Origin of the sequence: Clostridium sp. UBA5119 (assembly GCF_002414285.1) — a bacterium.
Classification (GTDB): domain Bacteria; phylum Bacillota; class Clostridia; order Clostridiales; family Clostridiaceae; genus Clostridium_J; species Clostridium_J sulfidigenes.
This window is the reverse complement of record NZ_DHYX01000039.1, coordinates 71,581-89,205: the sequence shown is the minus strand read 5'-3', so window position 1 is coordinate 89,205 and position 17,625 is coordinate 71,581. Positions and strand designations below refer to the sequence as shown.

The following is a 17,625-nucleotide window of genomic DNA, read 5'->3' as shown; positions in this document are numbered from 1 at the left end:
CTCTTCTTAAATGGAGAAATTGTGGAGTATGGAAAGACAGAAGAAATGTTTCATATGCCAAAGGATAAGAGAACTGAAGATTATATCACAGGAAGATTTGGTTAATAATAGAATGAAATTAGGTAGTTATCAATAATTAAAATTTATAAAGTGTAGGTGAAGAAGATGACAAGAAATAGTTTTGACCTTAAATTACAACAACTTCATGAAGATTTAATGGCCATGGGTGAGGCTGTAACCAAACAAATAGAAGATAGCATTGATGCACTAAAAAAACAGGATGAAATCTTAGCAGAAAAAGTAATTCAAAAGGATGATGTAATAGATGACTTTGAAGAAGAGATAGAGGATAAGTGTATAAAACTCATGGCTACAGAACAGCCCTTAGCCAGTGATTTAAGAAGAATATTTATCACCGCAAAGATCATAACTGATTTAGAGAGAATGGGAGATCATGCTGTAGACATAGCTAAGATTGCGAAAAAACTTGTAGGAGGAACTTATATTAAGGAACTTATAGATATACCTAAGATGGCTAAAATTGTGGAAAAAATGATTAAAGATTCTTTAGAGGTATATATAACTACAGATATAAGTAGAGCTCAAGAAGTAAGTAAAATGGATGATAAGGTAGATATATTATTTAGGAGTATATTCGATGAACTACTTGTAATAATGAGGAATGATCAAGCTACTATAAATCAAGCTAGTGAATTTTTATTTGTATGCAAATTTTTAGAACGTATGGCAGACCATGCTACTAATATTTGCGAATGGACTATATATTTAGAATGTGGAGAAAAACTAAAATTAAACTAATACAAATACCTTTTAATTCCCCTTCAAAGTAGAAGTTGGCTATTTATAGTCAGCTTTTTTAGTTTACTTAGAAATTAACTTATATTTTTGTTGAAAAATAGGAAGCTTTGCGGTAATCTTAATGAGGTGCATTGACTAGGGAATATAATTAAGATAATATAACATAATAGTGGTATAATCATGCTATAGGAATGAAGGAGATACAAATATGAAAAATGAAATAAGTAAGGTTATTCCAAATTCTATTGCAGAAGAAGTAGATATCGAGGTTGGAGATAGACTTTTAAGGATAAATGAAAATGATGTTAAAGATATAATAGATTATAAATTTCTTATTACTGATGAAGTACTTCTTTTAGAAGTGGAGAAGAAAGAAGGAGAGATTTGGGAAATTGAAATTGAGAAGGATTATGATGAAGATTTAGGGATAGTATTTAGAGAAGGAATTATTGATAAACCTATGACATGTCATAATGATTGTATTTTTTGCTTTATAGACCAATTACCTAAAGGAATGAGAGAAACTTTATATTTTAAGGATGATGATTCTAGACTATCCTTTTTACAAGGAAATTTTTTAACTTTAACTAATATGAAAGAAGAGGATATAGAAAGAATAATAAAATATAGGATAAGTCCTATAAATGTATCTGTACATACTACAAATCCAGAACTTAGAGTTAGAATGCTTAACAATAGATTTGCGGGTAAAATATATGATATACTTAAGAGGGTATCAGCAGCAGGAATAAAGATGAATACTCAAATTGTTTGCTGTCCAGGAATTAATGATGGAGAAGAATTAGTTAGCACGATAGAAGATCTATATAGACTTTATCCTAATGTTAATAGTGTAGCAGTAGTACCCTTAGGTATAACTAAGCATAGAGAAGGATTAAAAAAACTAAATTTATTTACACAAGAAGCTTCTTTAAAACAAATTAATTTAGTTAAAGAGCTACAAAAAAAGTACTATGAAGAAAGTGGAACACCCTTTGTTAGATTGTCAGATGAATTTTATATAGTATCAGGAGAACCATTACCAGACTCTGAGCATTACCAAGGATTTGAGCAAATTGAAGATGGTGTAGGAATGGTAACTCTATTAAAGGATACCATAGATACTACACTTCCAGATTTAAAGAAAGATGGAGTGGGATCTTTTACATTTGTAACAGGTGCTTTAGTTTATCCTGAAATAGTACATATAAAAGATAAAATTCAAAGGTTAAATAATAATATAAATATTACCGTAGAGGAGATACCAAATAAGTTTTTTGGAGAGACTATTACAGTAACAGGGCTTTTAACAGGAATAGACATAATAAACAAACTTAAAGAAAGAGAAATTGGAGACTATATAATAATACCTGATAACGTCCTTAGAAAAGGATATGAACTTTCTAATTCAGATGAAGCCATACTGTTAGATGATTATACTGTGGAAGATTTATCTAGAGAACTAAATAGAAAAGTTATTATTTGTGATTTCACAGGAGATGATTTAATAACTATAATAAATGAACATTTAAGGGAGGATTAATATGGGAAAACCAGTAGTTGCTATTGTTGGAAGACCAAATGTAGGTAAGTCTACACTTTTTAATAAATTAGCAGGAAAGAGAATAGCTATAGTAGAAGATACACCAGGAGTTACAAGAGATAGAATTTATGCAGAGGCTGAATGGCTAAGACATAACTTTACAATTATTGATACTGGTGGAATTGAGCCAGAAAATGAAGATATTATAATGGTTCAAATGAGAAGGCAAGCAAATATTGCTATTGAAACAGCAGATGTAATTGTATTTATAGTAGATGGTAAAGCCGGTCTTCATCCATCAGATTATGAAGTGGCACAAATGCTTAGAAAATCAGGAAAACCAATAACATTAGTAGTAAATAAAATTGATAGAAGAGAATTAGAAGATAATGCCTATGAATTTTATAACTTAGGTATAGGTAATCCAGTAACTATTTCAGCGACTCAAGCATTAGGTCTTGGAGATATGCTTGATGAAGTTGTAGCTCATTTTGATGAGTTAGGAAGTAGCGAAGAAGATGAAGAATACATAAAAATTGCAATGGTGGGTAAGCCTAATGTTGGAAAATCTTCACTTATAAATAAGTTACTAGGTGAAAATAGAAATATAGTAAGTAATATTCCAGGCACCACAAGAGATGCTATTGATAGTAAATTAGAAACTGATGAGGGTAAATTTATATTAATAGATACTGCAGGATTAAGAAGAAAAAGTAAAATTAAAGAAGAGATAGAAAGATATAGCGTTATAAGAACTCTTACAGCCATAGAGAGAGCTGATGTGTGTATATTGATTCTTGATGCTACAGAAGAGTTAAGTGATCAAGATGAAAAGATTATCGGATATGCCCATGAACTTAATAAGGCAATAGTTGTAATAGTTAACAAATGGGATTTAATTGAAAAAGATGATAAGACTATGAATGATTATAAAGCTAGAATCGGTAGAGGATTATCTTTTATGCCATATGCTAATTATCTATTTATATCTGCTTTAACAGGTCAAAGGGTAAACAAAGTTTTAAATGTAGCTAAAGAGTGCTATAATAATTATACTAAGAGGATAGCTACAGGGGTATTAAATGATGTGGTAAGTAAAGCTGTACTTATGAATGAACCTCCAGTAGTTGCATTAAGAAGACTAAAAATTTATTATGTAACCCAAGTGGATATAAAACCACCTACATTTATATTTTTTGTAAATGATCCAGCCTTACTACACTTCTCTTATGAGAGATATTTAGAGAATAAGCTAAGGGAAAGTTTTGATTTTAAAGGTACTGGAATAAAGACTATATTTAGGAAGAGAAAAGAAGATTAATAAAAATTTTATATCTTTTATTACAAATGGATTTTTAATAAATAAGAAGGAATTAATAGAGACAATGAGAATAAATAATATAATATTTATTCTCATTGTTTTATATAATTTAAGAAAGTAGGGATAAGGTGAATAAGATTTCTTTTATAGGAGGAGGAAGTTTTGGTACAGCTTTAGCTGTATTACTTTCTAAGAAAGGGGCAGAATGTTCTGTATGGTGCCATAGTGAAAGCACAGTTAATGATATTAATCTAAAAAGAGAAAATACAAAGTATCTTAAGGGAATTGCCATACCAGAAAAAGTTACTGCCTATGGTGATCTTGAAGAAACTATAGAAAATAGTAATATAATAGTTCTTGCAGTACCTTCAAAGGCTATTAGAGAGATTTCAAAAAAAATAGAGCCTTTTCTTAAAGGTAATGAAATAATTGTAACTGTGGCTAAGGGCATAGAAAATCATACATTAAAAAGAATGTCAGAAATAATTGAAGATGAAATAAAAGGTAATCCTATAGTAGTGCTATCAGGTCCTAGTCATGCTGAAGAAGTAGCAAGGGATATACCTACTACTGTAACTGTATCATCAAAGGATATGAAATATGCAAAAAAAATCCAGGATATATTTAGCAATAATACCTTTAGAGTTTATACCAATGATGATCTTATTGGAGTTGAAATAGGGGGAGCTTTTAAAAATATCATTGCCCTTGCTGCTGGGATTTCAGATGGTATTGGCTATGGAGATAATACTAAGGCAGCTCTAATGACTCGAGGGATGAGTGAAATAATAAGGGTTGGAACTAAGCTCTCAGGAAAAGCTGAGACATTCTATGGGCTTACAGGAATGGGTGATTTAATAGTTACTTGCACTAGTATGCATAGTAGAAACAGAAGAGCAGGAATATTAATTGGAAGTGGAAAGACAATGGAAGAAGCCATAAAAGAGATAGGTATGGTTGTAGAAGGAATTGAGGCTGTTAAAGCCTTTCATGAATTAAAATCTAAAACTGATGTAGATATGCCAATAACTACTGCATTGTATGAAGTTCTTTTTAAAGGCAAGAATGCTAAAGATTGTGTTATAAAATTAATGGGAAGAAAATATAAGGATGAAAACAATGAATTGTAAACATTTATTTAATTAAAATATTTTATTTTGATAATATCTTAATATTTGATATAATGATATAAGGTTAGATAGATGAGAATTAATTTTATTTTCAATGAAAAATTGAAGATAAAGGTAGGAGGCTAACAAAAACGTATGTTGAATAATAAAAATTATACAAAGAAAAAAAATGCATTTTATAAAAGAAAAGATATTTTCTATAAAAAGAAATCAGGTTTTAATAATGGAACTACAATAATTATTGGGTTATTATTTTTAGTTGGTATAATGATTGGACTTGTGTTAAAGGAAGATTCAAAAGTCCTTGATACTGCTAATATATTCAACAATGATTATGAGAATAAAACTTCTAAATATAGTCAAGGGAAAACAACACCTTCTAGGGGCAATAGTATTAATGAACATGAATATAACGATTTAGAAGAAGTACCTGATTTAAATGACTCTACAGTTAGCGCTACCTTAACAAAGGATGAGATAAAAGAAATAAAAGATATTATTAATAGTGATACGACAGGATTATATACATTGGTAAACAAAGAAAATTTACTTTCTAAGGAGTATATGCCAGGTAATTTAGTTATTCCTAATATCAACTTAGTATCTGAAAGAAGTAATGAAAAAAACCTAGTTAGTGGAACTATGGTTGAAGATTTAGAGCAGATGTTTTATGATGCTCAAGAACAAGGTATTAATTTATTTTTAAGTAATGGATTTAGAGGATATGATTCTCAGACATATATCTACAATGAGGATATTCAGAATAAAGATAGTGAACATAGTGAATATGTAGCAAAACCTGGTGAAAGTGAACATCAACTTGGATTAGCTATTGATATTACTAGCAGAGATATGGCATTTGATTTAAATCAATCCTTTGAGAATACCAAAGAGGGTGCTTGGGCTTTAGAAAATGCTTATAAGTATGGCTTTATTTTAAGGTATACTAAGACTAAAGAAGATATAACAGGATATAAATATGAGCCATGGCATTATAGATATGTTGGAAATAAAACAATTAGTAAACTTTGTCACAACAAGGACTTAACATTAGAAGAATTACTTAGTTATGCTAAAAGTGAATAATTTAATTTAAAAACCTATTAAGTATTAAAAGTTTTCCTTTTAAAATAAAAAGGGGAACTTTTTTATTTTATTAATGCATAATATTAATTCTATATCAATATATATATAATGTTAATATGTAGTTGCGGGAGGGTAGCCTTGGAAAATTTTGATATATATAAAGATATAGCAGAAAGAACTCAAGGGGATATATATGTGGGGGTAGTTGGGCCAGTTAGAACAGGTAAATCTACTTTTATTAAAAAGTTCATGGAACTAATGGTTATACCTAACATAGAAAATCCTCATAAGAAGGACAGAGCAAAAGATGAATTGCCACAGAGTGGATCAGGAAAATCTATTCACACTACAGAACCTAAATTTGTTCCTAATGAGGCTGTAGAAATTCAGTTTGAGGACGGAGTAAAATTTAAAGTTAGAATGGTTGACTGTGTTGGATATATAGTAAAGAATGCATTAGGCTATACAGAGGCTGATGCACCTAAAATGGTTTCTACTCCATGGCATGATTATGAAATTCCATTTGAGCAAGCGGCAGAAATAGGAACTAAGAAGGTAATAACAGATCACTCTACAATAGGTATAGTTGTAACTACAGACGGAAGTATTACAGGCTTAGATAGGGAGGATTATGTAGATGCTGAGGAGAGAGTTATAAAGGAGCTTAAAGAGATAAATAAGCCATTTATAATAGTTCTAAACACTGTAAATCCTAATTCAGAAGAGAGTAAAGACCTAGGAAGGGACCTGGAAGAAAAGTATGATGTTCCTGTAAAAGTTATGGATGTAATGAATATAGGAAACAATGAGATTACAGAAATATTTGATACAGTTCTAAGAGAGTTCCCAGTAAAAGAAATAAATATTGACATGCCTCAGTGGATGGAGAGTTTAAATTCATCTCATTGGTTAAAGGTAAACATAATGACTATTCTAAAAGCCATGTGTAAAGATATCTATAAAGTTAGAGATGTTAAGAGATGTCTTGATGCCTTTAAAGGAATCGAATTCTTATCAGACATAAAAGTTAAAGAAATGAATATGGGAGAAGGTACTTCCTGTGTTGATATTAATCCAAAACATGAATTATTTTATAAGATCCTTGGAGAGATTTGTAATACTGATATAAAAAATGAAAATGATTTATTAAATATTATGGAGAGTTTCTACAAGGCTAAAATAGAATATGATAAGGTTGAGGAGGCATTAAAAGAAGTTAATGAGACTGGTTATGGATTAGTTGCACCACAGCTTACTGAAATGAAACTAGAAGAGCCTGAAATTGTTAAGAAGGGTAATCAATATGGAGTAAAGCTAAAAGCTTCAGCTCCATCATTACATTTAATTAAAGCTGATATTGAAACTGAAATTCAACCAATAATGGGTAGTGAAAAACAAAGTGAAGAGTTCTATAAATCAATTTTAGAGCAATTTGAAAATGATCCTTCACAAATTTGGCAAAGTAACATGTTTGGAAAGTCTTTAGAAGAATTAGTTAAAGAAGGACTTCAAAATAAACTTTATAAAATGCCTGAAGATGTGCAAATTAAACTTCAAAAAACCCTTCAGAAAATTATTAATGAGGGAAATGGTGGACTTATCTGCATAATTATCTAATGAATGTTAAGATATTTTCTTCAAATTCAAAAATATAGTTTTGAAATTAATATTAATTTCAAAGCTATATTTTTTATTGTATAATTCTCATCACTATAATATATTTAATTATGTAAAAGATTTCATTGGAATGATTATAATGGATAAGGTACATTTACAATGCGCTTGATAAAGAGATATAATTAAAATTGATTATAAACAAGTTAAGTGTAATTGAATTTTCATTTTGGATTGTAAATAATAAAGATTTTGGAGGTACATAAAGTATGAGTAAAGTTGTAGTAATATTTAATGGTGGAACTATATCTATGAAGGTGGATGAAAAAATAAAAGCAGCGGTGCCTAATTTAACAGGTGAAGAAATAATGTCCATGGTAACGGGTATTGAATCCTATGCAGAAGTAGAATCATATACATTTTCTAGTCTTCCAAGCCCTCATATGACCCCAGATATAATGATGGAATTATCAAATTATGTTAAGAAATTTTTAGAAAGAGAAGATGTAGATGGAGTAGTAGTTACCCATGGAACAGATACTCTTGAGGAAACAGCTTATTTTTTACAGCTCACTATAAATAGTGAAAAGCCAGTAGTAGTTACAGGTTCCATGAGAAATAGTTCTGAGCTAGGATACGATGGACCTGCTAACTTAGCAGCATCAATTTGTACTGCTACATCTAAAGAATCAAGAAATCGTGGAGTAATTGTATGTTTAAATAATGAACTAAATTGTGCTAGTGAGGTTACAAAGTCTCACTCTATGCACCTTAATACGTTTCAAAGTCCAGAATTTGGGCCAATAGGTATTGTTGACAGTAATGAAGTAAGGTTTTATAGAGGAAGTACTACAAAGGAATATATAAATACTGATGTAATAGAGAATAATGTTCACCTTATTAAATCCTGTGCAGGAATGGATGGTACACTTATAGATTATTGTGTTAGTCAAGGTGCTAAGGGATTAGTAATTGAAGCTATGGGGAGAGGTAATATTCCACCGTTAATGGCTAATTCTGTAGAAAAGGCTATAAATAAAGGTGTGGCAGTAGTAATAGTTTCTAGGTGTTATAAGGGGAGAGTTCTAGATAGTTATGGTTATGAAGGTGGAGGAAAACAATTAAGAAATATGGGTGTCATATTTGGAGATAGCATGCCAGGGCAAAAGGCTAGAATAAAGATGATTTTAGCCCTGGGAAAAACAAGGAATTTAGATGAAATAAGAGAAGTATTTGAGAAAGGACATTATTAATATACGAACATTATAAATAAAAATAAAATTAATATACGTAAAAATCATTGACATAGGTATATAAAGTTGATATTATAATCTTGTAAAAAGAAATAACCACTAATTTTCATATAGGTCTAATGCGATGGATTAGATGTTTCTACCGGATACCGATAAAATCCGACTATGAGAATTCCTATGTTAAAAAACTGTCACTGGGATTCTTATCCAGTGACTATTTTTTGCAATAATACATATTAATAGGAGGACAAGTATTATGGAAAAATTTTTCAAGTTAAAAGAAAATGGTACCGATGTAAAGAGGGAAGTTGTTGGTGGATTAATAACTTTCTTAACTATGGCGTATATAATAGCCGTTAATGCTAACATATTAGGAGATCCTGGTGTTGGAATGAATCCAGGAGCAGTTGTTACAGCAACTTGCCTAGCAGCTGGGGTTACTACTATTTTAATGGGAATCTATGCGAATCTACCATTAGGATTAGCTTCAGGCATGGGACTTAATGCGTTCTTTGCATATACAGTAGTAATGGAAATGGGGATATCTTGGCAAATAGCTTTAACAGCAGTATTTGTAGAAGGAATTATATTTATTTTATTATCATTAACAAAGATTAGGGAAGCTATCGTAAACTGTATACCAACTAACTTAAAATATGCAGTTACAGCAGGTATTGGACTGTTTATAGCATTTATAGGTTTTGGTAATGCTGGAATAGTGGTTGGAAGTGAAGCTACAAAGGTAACCATGGGTAGTTTAGTAAGTCCAACAGCGTTAATTACAATATTAGGTGTAATGGTTATAGTAATTTTATCTAAAAAAAATGTAAAAGGTGCAATACTTTGGGGAATGGCTGCTAGTGCAATAGCTGCATGGATATATGCTGCTTTATCACCAGAAGCTGCTACAGCTGCAGGAATATATTTACCAAAAGGTATTTTAAAGTTTGAATCTATAGCGCCTATTGCAGGTAAATTGGATTTCTCAGTATTCACAAATGCTGGAACTATATCAGAATTTATTTCAGTTGTATTTGTATTCTTATTTATAGACTTCTTTGATACAGCTGGAACTTTAGTTGGAGTAGCGTCAAAGATTGGAATGATAGATAAAGATGGTAAAGTCAAAAATGCAGGTAAGGCATTACTAGTAGATGCAATTGGGACAACTTTCGGAGCTTGTGTAGGAACATCTACAGTTACAACTTATGTAGAGAGTTCTGCTGGAGTTGCATCAGGAGCTAGAACAGGTCTTTCAGCAGTAGTTACAGGAATATTATTCTTACTTGCTATGTTCTTATCACCATTATTTGTTGCTATACCAGGTTGTGCAACAGCACCAGCTTTAATTATTGTAGGGTTCTTCATGATAGAATCAGTTAAAAATATAGATTTTTCTGATTTCACTGAAGGTGTACCAGCATTCCTTACTATAGCATTAATGCCTATGACATATAGTATAGGAGATGGATTAATGATAGGAATGTTATCTTATGCTATATTAAACCTAATATCTAATATTACAACTAAGGAAGCTAAGGATAGAAAAAAAGTATCTTTCGTTGTATATATTCTAGCAATAATATTCTTATTAAAAATAATCTTTGGTTAAATAAAGTTTTAAATATATATTTATTAATATTGGTGATTTTATTGAACTAATTCATAAAGCAGGGACATAAGCTTAAAATACAAGCTTATGTCCCTTATTTACAGAGTGAATATTTTAAATTATAATGGTTTTGCTAAGGTTTTCTAAAGAATATTTCATTTTTCTTTAAAATTCTTTTGTTTATGGGTTGAAATAAGCCACATACTTTATGTATAATAAATAAAGAATTTAAGAAGGTCTAGAAGGGTGCGTTGTATATGATAAAAAGCATGACTGGATTTGGAAGAGGTACATCAGAGAGCGAAGCATCTAGTTTTATTGTGGAAATAAAGACAGTAAATCACAGATACTTTGAGATTAATGCTAGAATGCCAAGAACTTTAATATCTTTAGAAGATGGTATAAGAAAATATGTAAATGACAAGATTAAAAGGGGAAAGGTAGATATATTTATTACTCAAAATCAAGGAGCTAACCAAGATATGTCTGTGGTGGTAAACGAGAGTTTAGCTGAAAATTATGTGGAGGTATTACATAATTTAAGAGATAAGTATGATTTAAGGGATGATATTTCTGCTACAACCTTAGCACGGTTTCCAGAAGTTCTAAAATTAGAACAGAAGGAAGAAGATTTAGAAAAAACATGGAAGATATTATTACCAGCAGTAGAAGAGGCAGTAAACAATCTTGTGTCCATGAGGCAACAAGAAGGTGAAAAACTTTTGATAGATATTACAAAGAGATGTGAATGTATTTCAAGTAATGTTGATATAATTAATAAAAGGGTGCCAGAAGTTACAGAAGCGTATAGAGCAAGACTTCTAAAGAAAGTAGAAGAAATTTTAGCAGAAAAAAGTATTGATGAAAATCGCATTGCTATGGAAGTGGTTCTTCAAGCGGATAAATCATGTGTTGACGAAGAAATTGTTAGACTTAAAAGCCATGTTGCACAAGTCATCAAAACTTTTAAATTAGGAGAGCCAATAGGTAGAAAGCTAGACTTCATTGTTCAAGAAATGAACAGAGAAGCAAATACAATTGCGTCTAAAGTTAACGATTTGGAATTAACTAATATAGCACTTGATATAAAAAGTGATATAGAAAAGATTAGAGAACAGGTTCAAAACATAGAATAAATTTAGGAGGTAGGGCATGGGTATAAAACTTATAAATATTGGATTTGGAAATATTGTTTCAGCAAATAGATTAGTAGCTATTGTTAGTCCAGAATCAGCGCCTATAAAAAGAATAATTCAAGAAGCTAGAGATAGGGGTATGCTAATAGATGCTACCTATGGTAGAAGAACTAGAGCAGTTATAATAACTGATAGTGACCATGTAATACTATCTGCTGTTCAGCCTGAAACAGTAGCACATAGATTGTCATCTAAAGGTGATGATGCTATAGATGAGGTAGAGGATTAATATGGGAAGTAAAGGACAATTATTAGTTATATCTGGACCATCAGGAGCAGGTAAAGGGACTGTATGTAAGGCGCTAATTGAAAAAAATCCAATATGGATTTCTACATCTTGCACTACGCGTAAGCCAAGAGAAGGTGAAGTAGAAGGAGTAAATTATTTCTTTATAGAGAGAGATGAGTTTTTAAATAGGATTGATAAAGAAGATTTTCTGGAATATGCAGAGGTTTATGGTAATTTTTATGGAACACCAAAATCTGAGGTTTTAAAAATGTTAGAAGAAGGTAAGGATGTAATATTAGAAATAGATATACAAGGTGCATTAAAAATTAAATCTTCATATCCTAAAGGAATATTTATATTTATTATGCCTCCATCTATGGAAGAACTTAGAAATAGAATAACAAATAGAGGAAGCGAAACTCCAGAGTCATTAAAGACTAGAATGGAATGTGCTTATGATGAAATAAGCTTTGCATCTAAATATGACTATGCCGTTGTAAATGATGAGGTTGAAGATGCAGTTAAAAAAATTGAAAGCATAATAGTTGCTGAAAAATGTAGAGTTTTTAAAATTAAAGATGAGCTATTAGGGAGGTTCTAAAAGATATGAGTAATTCAAAGAGTAATTCAATGATTAATCCATCTATTGTGGAGTTATTAGAAAAAGTGGATAACAGATATTCATTAGTAGTATCTACTTCAAGAAGAGCAAGAAAAATAATTGACGGTGAAGAGTCAAGAGTACAAGGAGTAGGCACTAAACCATTAACTATTGCTATTAATGAAGTTAAACAAGGAATTGTAGAAATTAGAGAGGCAGATGATAAGTTTACTAAGGTTCAAGAACTTGAACTAGTAAATGAAGAGGCGGAAGAAGGCTCAAATTTAGATGAGTAAGAAAAATGTAGTTATTGGAGTAACAGGTGGAGTTGCAGTCTATAAAGCTCTAGATGTTATAAGCAGATTGAAAAAGAAAGATATAAATGTGGATGTTATTATGACAAAGTCAGCTTGTGAGTTTGTTACTCCATTAAGTTTTCAATCATTAAGTCAAAATGCAGTAATAAAGAATATGTTTGATGAACCTAAGGTTTTTGAAATTCAACATATATCTTTAGCTAAGAAAGCGGATGTACTAGTAGTAGTTCCAGCTACAGCAAACATTATAGGTAAAGTAGCAAATGGCATTGCTGATGATATGTTATCAACTACTATTATGGCTACTAATGCAAAGGTAATCTTTGCTCCAGCCATGAATACTAATATGTATAACAATCCTATAGTTAAAGAAAATATTAAAAAATTGAAAAGTTATGGGTATGAGTTTATAAATCCTAGTAGTGGGCGATTAGCTTGCGGAGATGTAGGAGATGGAAAACTTGCTGATACAGAAGAAATTGCAGAAGTGATTTTATCACATCTTCATGAACCAAAGGATTTATTAGGTAAAAAAGTGCTAGTAACAGCAGGCCCTACTAGAGCTAATATAGATCCAGTAAGGTTTTTAACTAATAGATCTACTGGTAAGATGGGATATGCAATTGCTGAAGAGGCTAGAGATAGAGGAGCAGAAGTGGTTCTTGTCAGTGGTCCTACCAGTATAAAAGCACCATTAGGAGTTAAAATCATAAAAGTAGAAACCAATGAAGAAATGTTAAACGCAGTTAAAGTAGAATTTGATACCAGTGATATTGTGGTTAAATCTGCAGCAGTAAGCGATTATAAACCTAAGACTTATTCAGATAAGAAGATAAAAAAGGGACCAGGTAATTTAAATATAGAACTAGAAAGAGATAACGATATTCTAAAGGAACTAGGAACCCTAAAAAAACACCAAATCTTAGTTGGATTTGCAGCTGAGAGTAACGATGTAATAGAAAATGCTCACATAAAGCTAAAAAAGAAAAATCTTGATTATATTGTAGCTAATAATATAACTGAAAGTAATGCAGGCTTTGGAAGTGATACTAATAGGGTTACTATTATAAATAGAGATGGGAAAGAAATATCTCTTGATAATATGAGTAAAAGATTAGTTGGACATGAGCTTTTTAATATGATTTTAAACAATAAATAAAAAAGAGCGACTTAGTCGCTTTTTTTATTATTTATTTATATAATGTATCTAATGGGTTTAAAAAAGAAAATATGGTTAATAGTTAATTTAGAATGGAGGTAGACACCTCTAGAAGGGGGACTAAAATTGTATTTAGGAATTATCGTAAATAATGAAGCTGTAAAAGTAGATAAAATATTTACATATAAGGTACCTGAAAGCTTATATGGTAAAATAAAAAAAGGCAGAATGGTTACAGTTCCCTTTGGAAATGGAAATAAGAAAATATATGGATTTATAGTTGATATATTTTATGATATAGATGATAATACTAAATTGAAAGAAATTGTTGATATAGATGACAGTATGGAATTTCTTACGGAGGAGAATATACGTCTTATTGAAATAATGAGAAGGAAGTATTTATGTACTTATTTAGAATGTATAAAAGTTATGATTCCCAGTGGAATAACTAAAGGAACAACCTTTAAAACAAAAAATAGTATAATTATTAGTAGACCATTAACAGAAAAATATAGCAAAGAAGAATATATAAATATTGTTAGTTTTATAGGAGAACATAATGGAATTTATAATAAGACAGAACTTACTGGTGAATTTGAATTTTCTTTATCGAGGATTAACACATTAATTAAGAATGGATTCTTAGATGTTAAAAAAACTATAGTTAATAGGTATAATGAAAATGTATATAAAAGATATGAGGAAAAAATATTAAATTCAATTCAACAAAGATGTGTTGATACTATATTATCCAAGGGTAGTAGTAATAAATTTCTTATTCATGGTATAACTGGCAGTGGAAAAACTGAGATATATATGAACCTAGTAAAAGAGATGATTAAAAAAAATAAAGATTCTATAATATTAATTCCGGAAATTGCTTTAACTCCTCAAATGGTTGAAAGGTTTAAAGGAAGGTTCGGAAGAGATATTGCTATATTTCATAGTAGGTTATCTATAGGTGAGAGATTTGATGAATGGATGAGAGTAAAAACGGGAAATGTTAAAGTAGCCATAGGTGCTAGATCTGCAATTTTTCTTCCTTTTTCTAATTTAGGTCTTATTGTTATAGATGAGGAACATGAAACTAGCTATAAATCAGATAGTGACCCAAAATATCATGCAAGAGATATAGCTAGTTTAAAAGCTGAAATTGAAGGATGTAAAGTGGTGTTAGGATCTGCTACACCGTCCATTGAGACTTATTATAAGGCTACGGAAGGTGAATATGATATAATTACTTTAAATCACAGAGCCGATGGAGCTAATCTTCCAACTATAGAGATAGTTGATATGAGAGATGAGCTAAAAGAAGGAAATAAGTCTATGTTTAGTAGAAGACTATATGAAGAAATGACAGCGTGTTTAGAAAAAAAAGAGCAATCCATAATGTTTTTAAATAGAAGAGGATATTCTACTTTTGTATCTTGCAGAGAGTGTGGTTACGTATTTAAGTGTGATAATTGTGATATTTCTCTTACCTATCATAATGATAACAATTTAACTTGTCACTATTGTGGAGCAAAGCAAAGAGCATTAAAAACTTGTCCAAAATGTAAAAGTAAATATGTGAAATATTTTGGAGTAGGCACAGAGCAATTAGAACATAGTGTTAGAAAGACCTTTTTAGATAGTAAACCTCTTAGAATGGATTTTGATACTACAAGGGGAAAAGATTCTTATGAAAAAATATATAAAGACTTTTCTTCAAAAAGGTACAATGTGTTAATAGGTACTCAAATGATTGCTAAGGGCTTGGATTTTAAAGAAGTAACCCTAGTAGGAATAATTGCTGCAGATTTGTCTTTAAATCTACCGGACTATAGAGCTTCAGAAAAGACTTTTCAATTAGTTACTCAAGTAGCTGGGAGAGCAGGTAGAGGTAATAAGGCTGGAAAAGTAATACTTCAGACTTATAATCCAGATAATTATAGTATAGTTTATGCTGCTGCAAATGATTATAAAAGTTTTTATGAAGAAGAAATAATTATTAGGAAGCTAAGGGATTATCCACCTTTTTCTAAGATTTTGTGTATAAATTTAAGCAGTGAAAATGAGGAACATTTAATAAAAAGTATACAAAGTTTAGCAGATAAAGTAAGGGTAAAAAACTATGAAAGTGATAAAATTGAGTTATTAGGACCATGTCCTTGTGGGGTTTCTAAAATAAAAAGTTTATATAGATGGCAGATTATAATTAAAGGTGATTTTGATGATAATTATGCTATGGATATAAAAAATTTAGTCTATGAACAGATTAATTATAAAAATATAAGAATTGGTATTGATATAAATCCAAATAATTTACTGTAAGGGAGAATGATTATGGCATTAAGAAATATAAGAATTAATGAAGACCCAATATTAAGGAAGATTAGTAAGGTAGTTAAAAATATTGATGAAAGAACACAAATATTAATTGATGATATGCTAGATACTATGTATGAAGCTAATGGAGTAGGCCTTGCAGCACCACAAGTAGGTATTTTAAAGCGAGTGGTGATTATAGATATTGGTGATGGACCAATAATACTTATTAATCCAGAGATTGTTGAGGCTAATGGTGAAGTTAAAGATGTAGAAGGATGTCTAAGTGTGCCAGGTAAACAAGGAAATGTTATAAGACCCCAATATGTAAAAGTTAAAGCTGAAGACAGAGATGGAAATTCTATTGAAATTCAGGGGGAGGATCTTCTAGCAAGGGCTCTTTGTCATGAAATAGATCATTTAAATGGAATATTATATACTGATAAGACAGTGAAATAGGAGGTATGAAGATGAATATAGTATTTATGGGTACACCAGATTTTGCAGTACCATCCTTAGAAGCAATTATTGAAAAATATGGAGTTAAGGCAGTACTTACTCAGCCAGATAGACCTAAAGGAAGAGGAAAATCTGTGGCAATGTCACCAGTAAAACAGGTAGCACTTAAGCATGATATAAAAGTATATCAACCAGAAAAATTAAAAAATGAAAAAAGTTTAATAGAAGAATTAAAAAATATGAATTTAGATTTCATAATAGTTGTAGCATTTGGTCAAATTCTATCTAAGGAAGTCTTAGATATACCTAAATATGGATGTATAAACCTTCATGGTTCACTACTTCCTAAATATAGAGGTGCAGCACCAATTCATTATGCTATTATGAAGGGAGAAAAGGAAAGCGGAAATACCACCATGCTAATGGATATAGGTTTAGATACAGGAGATATGTTGTTAAAGAACAGAGTAGAGATTACAGAAAATATGACTACTGCAGAACTCCATGATAAGCTTATGAACAGTGGAGCTGAGCTTTTAATTGAAACTGTAGAAGGTCTTTATAATGACATGATAACTCCAATAAAGCAAGGAGAAAGTGAAAGTTGTTATGCCAGTATGCTGAATAAAGAGATGGCAAAGATTAATTGGAATCAAAGTTCTAAAGACATACATAATTTTGTAAGAGGACTTTACTCTTTTCCAATAGCTTATACTTATTATAAAGATGAGCCTATGAAGGTAATTGAAACTAGACTTACTAACGAGAAGTCTTCTAAAATTCCAGGGACTATTTTAAAAGTTGATAAAGAAGGAATGTTGGTTTCAACTGAAGATAATAATATATTAATAACTAAGGTTCAATTTCCTAATAAAAAGCCTTTAAGAGTAGAAGAATATATAAAAGGAAATTCTATTGAAGAAAATATATTATTAAAAGAAGAGTAAAAATTAATTAAATAGAATAAGGAGAAATA

At 30.4% G+C, this 17,625-nt stretch carries 15 protein-coding genes, 2 pseudogenes and 1 riboswitch; all 17 genes and pseudogenes read left to right on the top strand.

What is annotated here, in order from left to right:
* A pseudogene (pstB, locus tag B2671_RS05725) lies at window positions 1-105 on the top strand (phosphate ABC transporter ATP-binding protein); the annotation flags it as partial.
* Window positions 106-165: 60 nt separating this feature from the next.
* A complete protein-coding gene (phoU, locus tag B2671_RS05720; RefSeq protein ID WP_346869541.1) occupies window positions 166-819 on the top strand; it encodes a phosphate signaling complex protein PhoU in 654 nt (217 codons plus the stop codon).
* Window positions 820-1,027: 208 nt separating this feature from the next.
* On the top strand, window positions 1,028-2,362 hold the full coding sequence (locus B2671_RS05715; protein ID WP_346869540.1) for a DUF512 domain-containing protein: 1,335 nt from the start codon (window positions 1,028-1,030) through the stop codon (window positions 2,360-2,362).
* Window position 2,363: 1 nt separating this feature from the next.
* On the top strand, window positions 2,364-3,683 hold the full coding sequence (gene der / locus B2671_RS05710; RefSeq protein WP_035132691.1) for a ribosome biogenesis GTPase Der: 1,320 nt from the start codon (window positions 2,364-2,366) through the stop codon (window positions 3,681-3,683).
* Between the two features lie 128 nt (window positions 3,684-3,811).
* Window positions 3,812-4,813, top strand: coding sequence for an NAD(P)H-dependent glycerol-3-phosphate dehydrogenase (locus B2671_RS05705; RefSeq protein WP_346869539.1), 1,002 nt, complete (start codon window positions 3,812-3,814; stop codon window positions 4,811-4,813).
* A gap of 135 nt (window positions 4,814-4,948) precedes the next feature.
* A complete protein-coding gene (locus tag B2671_RS05700) occupies window positions 4,949-5,899 on the top strand; it encodes a M15 family metallopeptidase (RefSeq protein WP_346869538.1) in 951 nt (316 codons plus the stop codon).
* A gap of 138 nt (window positions 5,900-6,037) precedes the next feature.
* Window positions 6,038-7,516 (top strand): stage IV sporulation protein A, encoded by a 1,479-nt coding sequence (gene spoIVA / locus B2671_RS05695; protein WP_346869537.1) that lies wholly within the window; start codon window positions 6,038-6,040, stop codon window positions 7,514-7,516.
* A 266-nt stretch (window positions 7,517-7,782) separates the two neighbouring features.
* Complete coding sequence (locus B2671_RS05690; protein WP_346869536.1) at window positions 7,783-8,766, top strand: asparaginase; 984 nt, start codon at window positions 7,783-7,785, stop codon at window positions 8,764-8,766.
* 86 nt (window positions 8,767-8,852) lie between these two features.
* Window positions 8,853-8,952: riboswitch (purine riboswitch) on the top strand.
* A gap of 70 nt (window positions 8,953-9,022) precedes the next feature.
* Window positions 9,023-10,378 carry an NCS2 family permease gene (locus B2671_RS05685; protein WP_346869535.1) on the top strand — a complete coding sequence of 452 codons (1,356 nt, stop codon included), beginning with the start codon at window positions 9,023-9,025 and terminating at the stop codon, window positions 10,376-10,378.
* 257 nt (window positions 10,379-10,635) lie between these two features.
* Window positions 10,636-11,514, top strand: coding sequence for a YicC/YloC family endoribonuclease (locus B2671_RS05680; RefSeq protein ID WP_346869534.1), 879 nt, complete (start codon window positions 10,636-10,638; stop codon window positions 11,512-11,514).
* Window positions 11,515-11,530: 16 nt separating this feature from the next.
* Entirely contained in the window at window positions 11,531-11,803 is a 273-nt protein-coding gene (gene remA, locus B2671_RS05675) for an extracellular matrix/biofilm regulator RemA (RefSeq protein WP_035132703.1), read from the top strand.
* 1 nt (window position 11,804) lies between these two features.
* The gene (gene gmk, locus B2671_RS05670) at window positions 11,805-12,404 is read left to right on the top strand and encodes a guanylate kinase (RefSeq protein WP_346869533.1); all 600 of its coding nucleotides are present in this window, start codon (window positions 11,805-11,807) and stop codon (window positions 12,402-12,404) included.
* A gap of 5 nt (window positions 12,405-12,409) precedes the next feature.
* A pseudogene (rpoZ, locus tag B2671_RS05665) lies at window positions 12,410-12,601 on the top strand (DNA-directed RNA polymerase subunit omega); the annotation flags it as partial.
* A gap of 91 nt (window positions 12,602-12,692) precedes the next feature.
* Entirely contained in the window at window positions 12,693-13,880 is a 1,188-nt protein-coding gene (gene coaBC, locus B2671_RS05660) for a bifunctional phosphopantothenoylcysteine decarboxylase/phosphopantothenate--cysteine ligase CoaBC (RefSeq protein ID WP_346869532.1), read from the top strand.
* A 126-nt stretch (window positions 13,881-14,006) separates the two neighbouring features.
* Complete coding sequence (priA, locus tag B2671_RS05655) at window positions 14,007-16,196, top strand: primosomal protein N' (RefSeq protein WP_346869531.1); 2,190 nt, start codon at window positions 14,007-14,009, stop codon at window positions 16,194-16,196.
* A 12-nt stretch (window positions 16,197-16,208) separates the two neighbouring features.
* Entirely contained in the window at window positions 16,209-16,649 is a 441-nt protein-coding gene (gene def, locus B2671_RS05650) for a peptide deformylase (protein WP_346869530.1), read from the top strand.
* 11 nt (window positions 16,650-16,660) lie between these two features.
* The gene (fmt, locus tag B2671_RS05645) at window positions 16,661-17,596 is read left to right on the top strand and encodes a methionyl-tRNA formyltransferase (RefSeq protein ID WP_346869529.1); all 936 of its coding nucleotides are present in this window, start codon (window positions 16,661-16,663) and stop codon (window positions 17,594-17,596) included.
* Window positions 17,597-17,625: the final 29 nt, after the last annotated feature.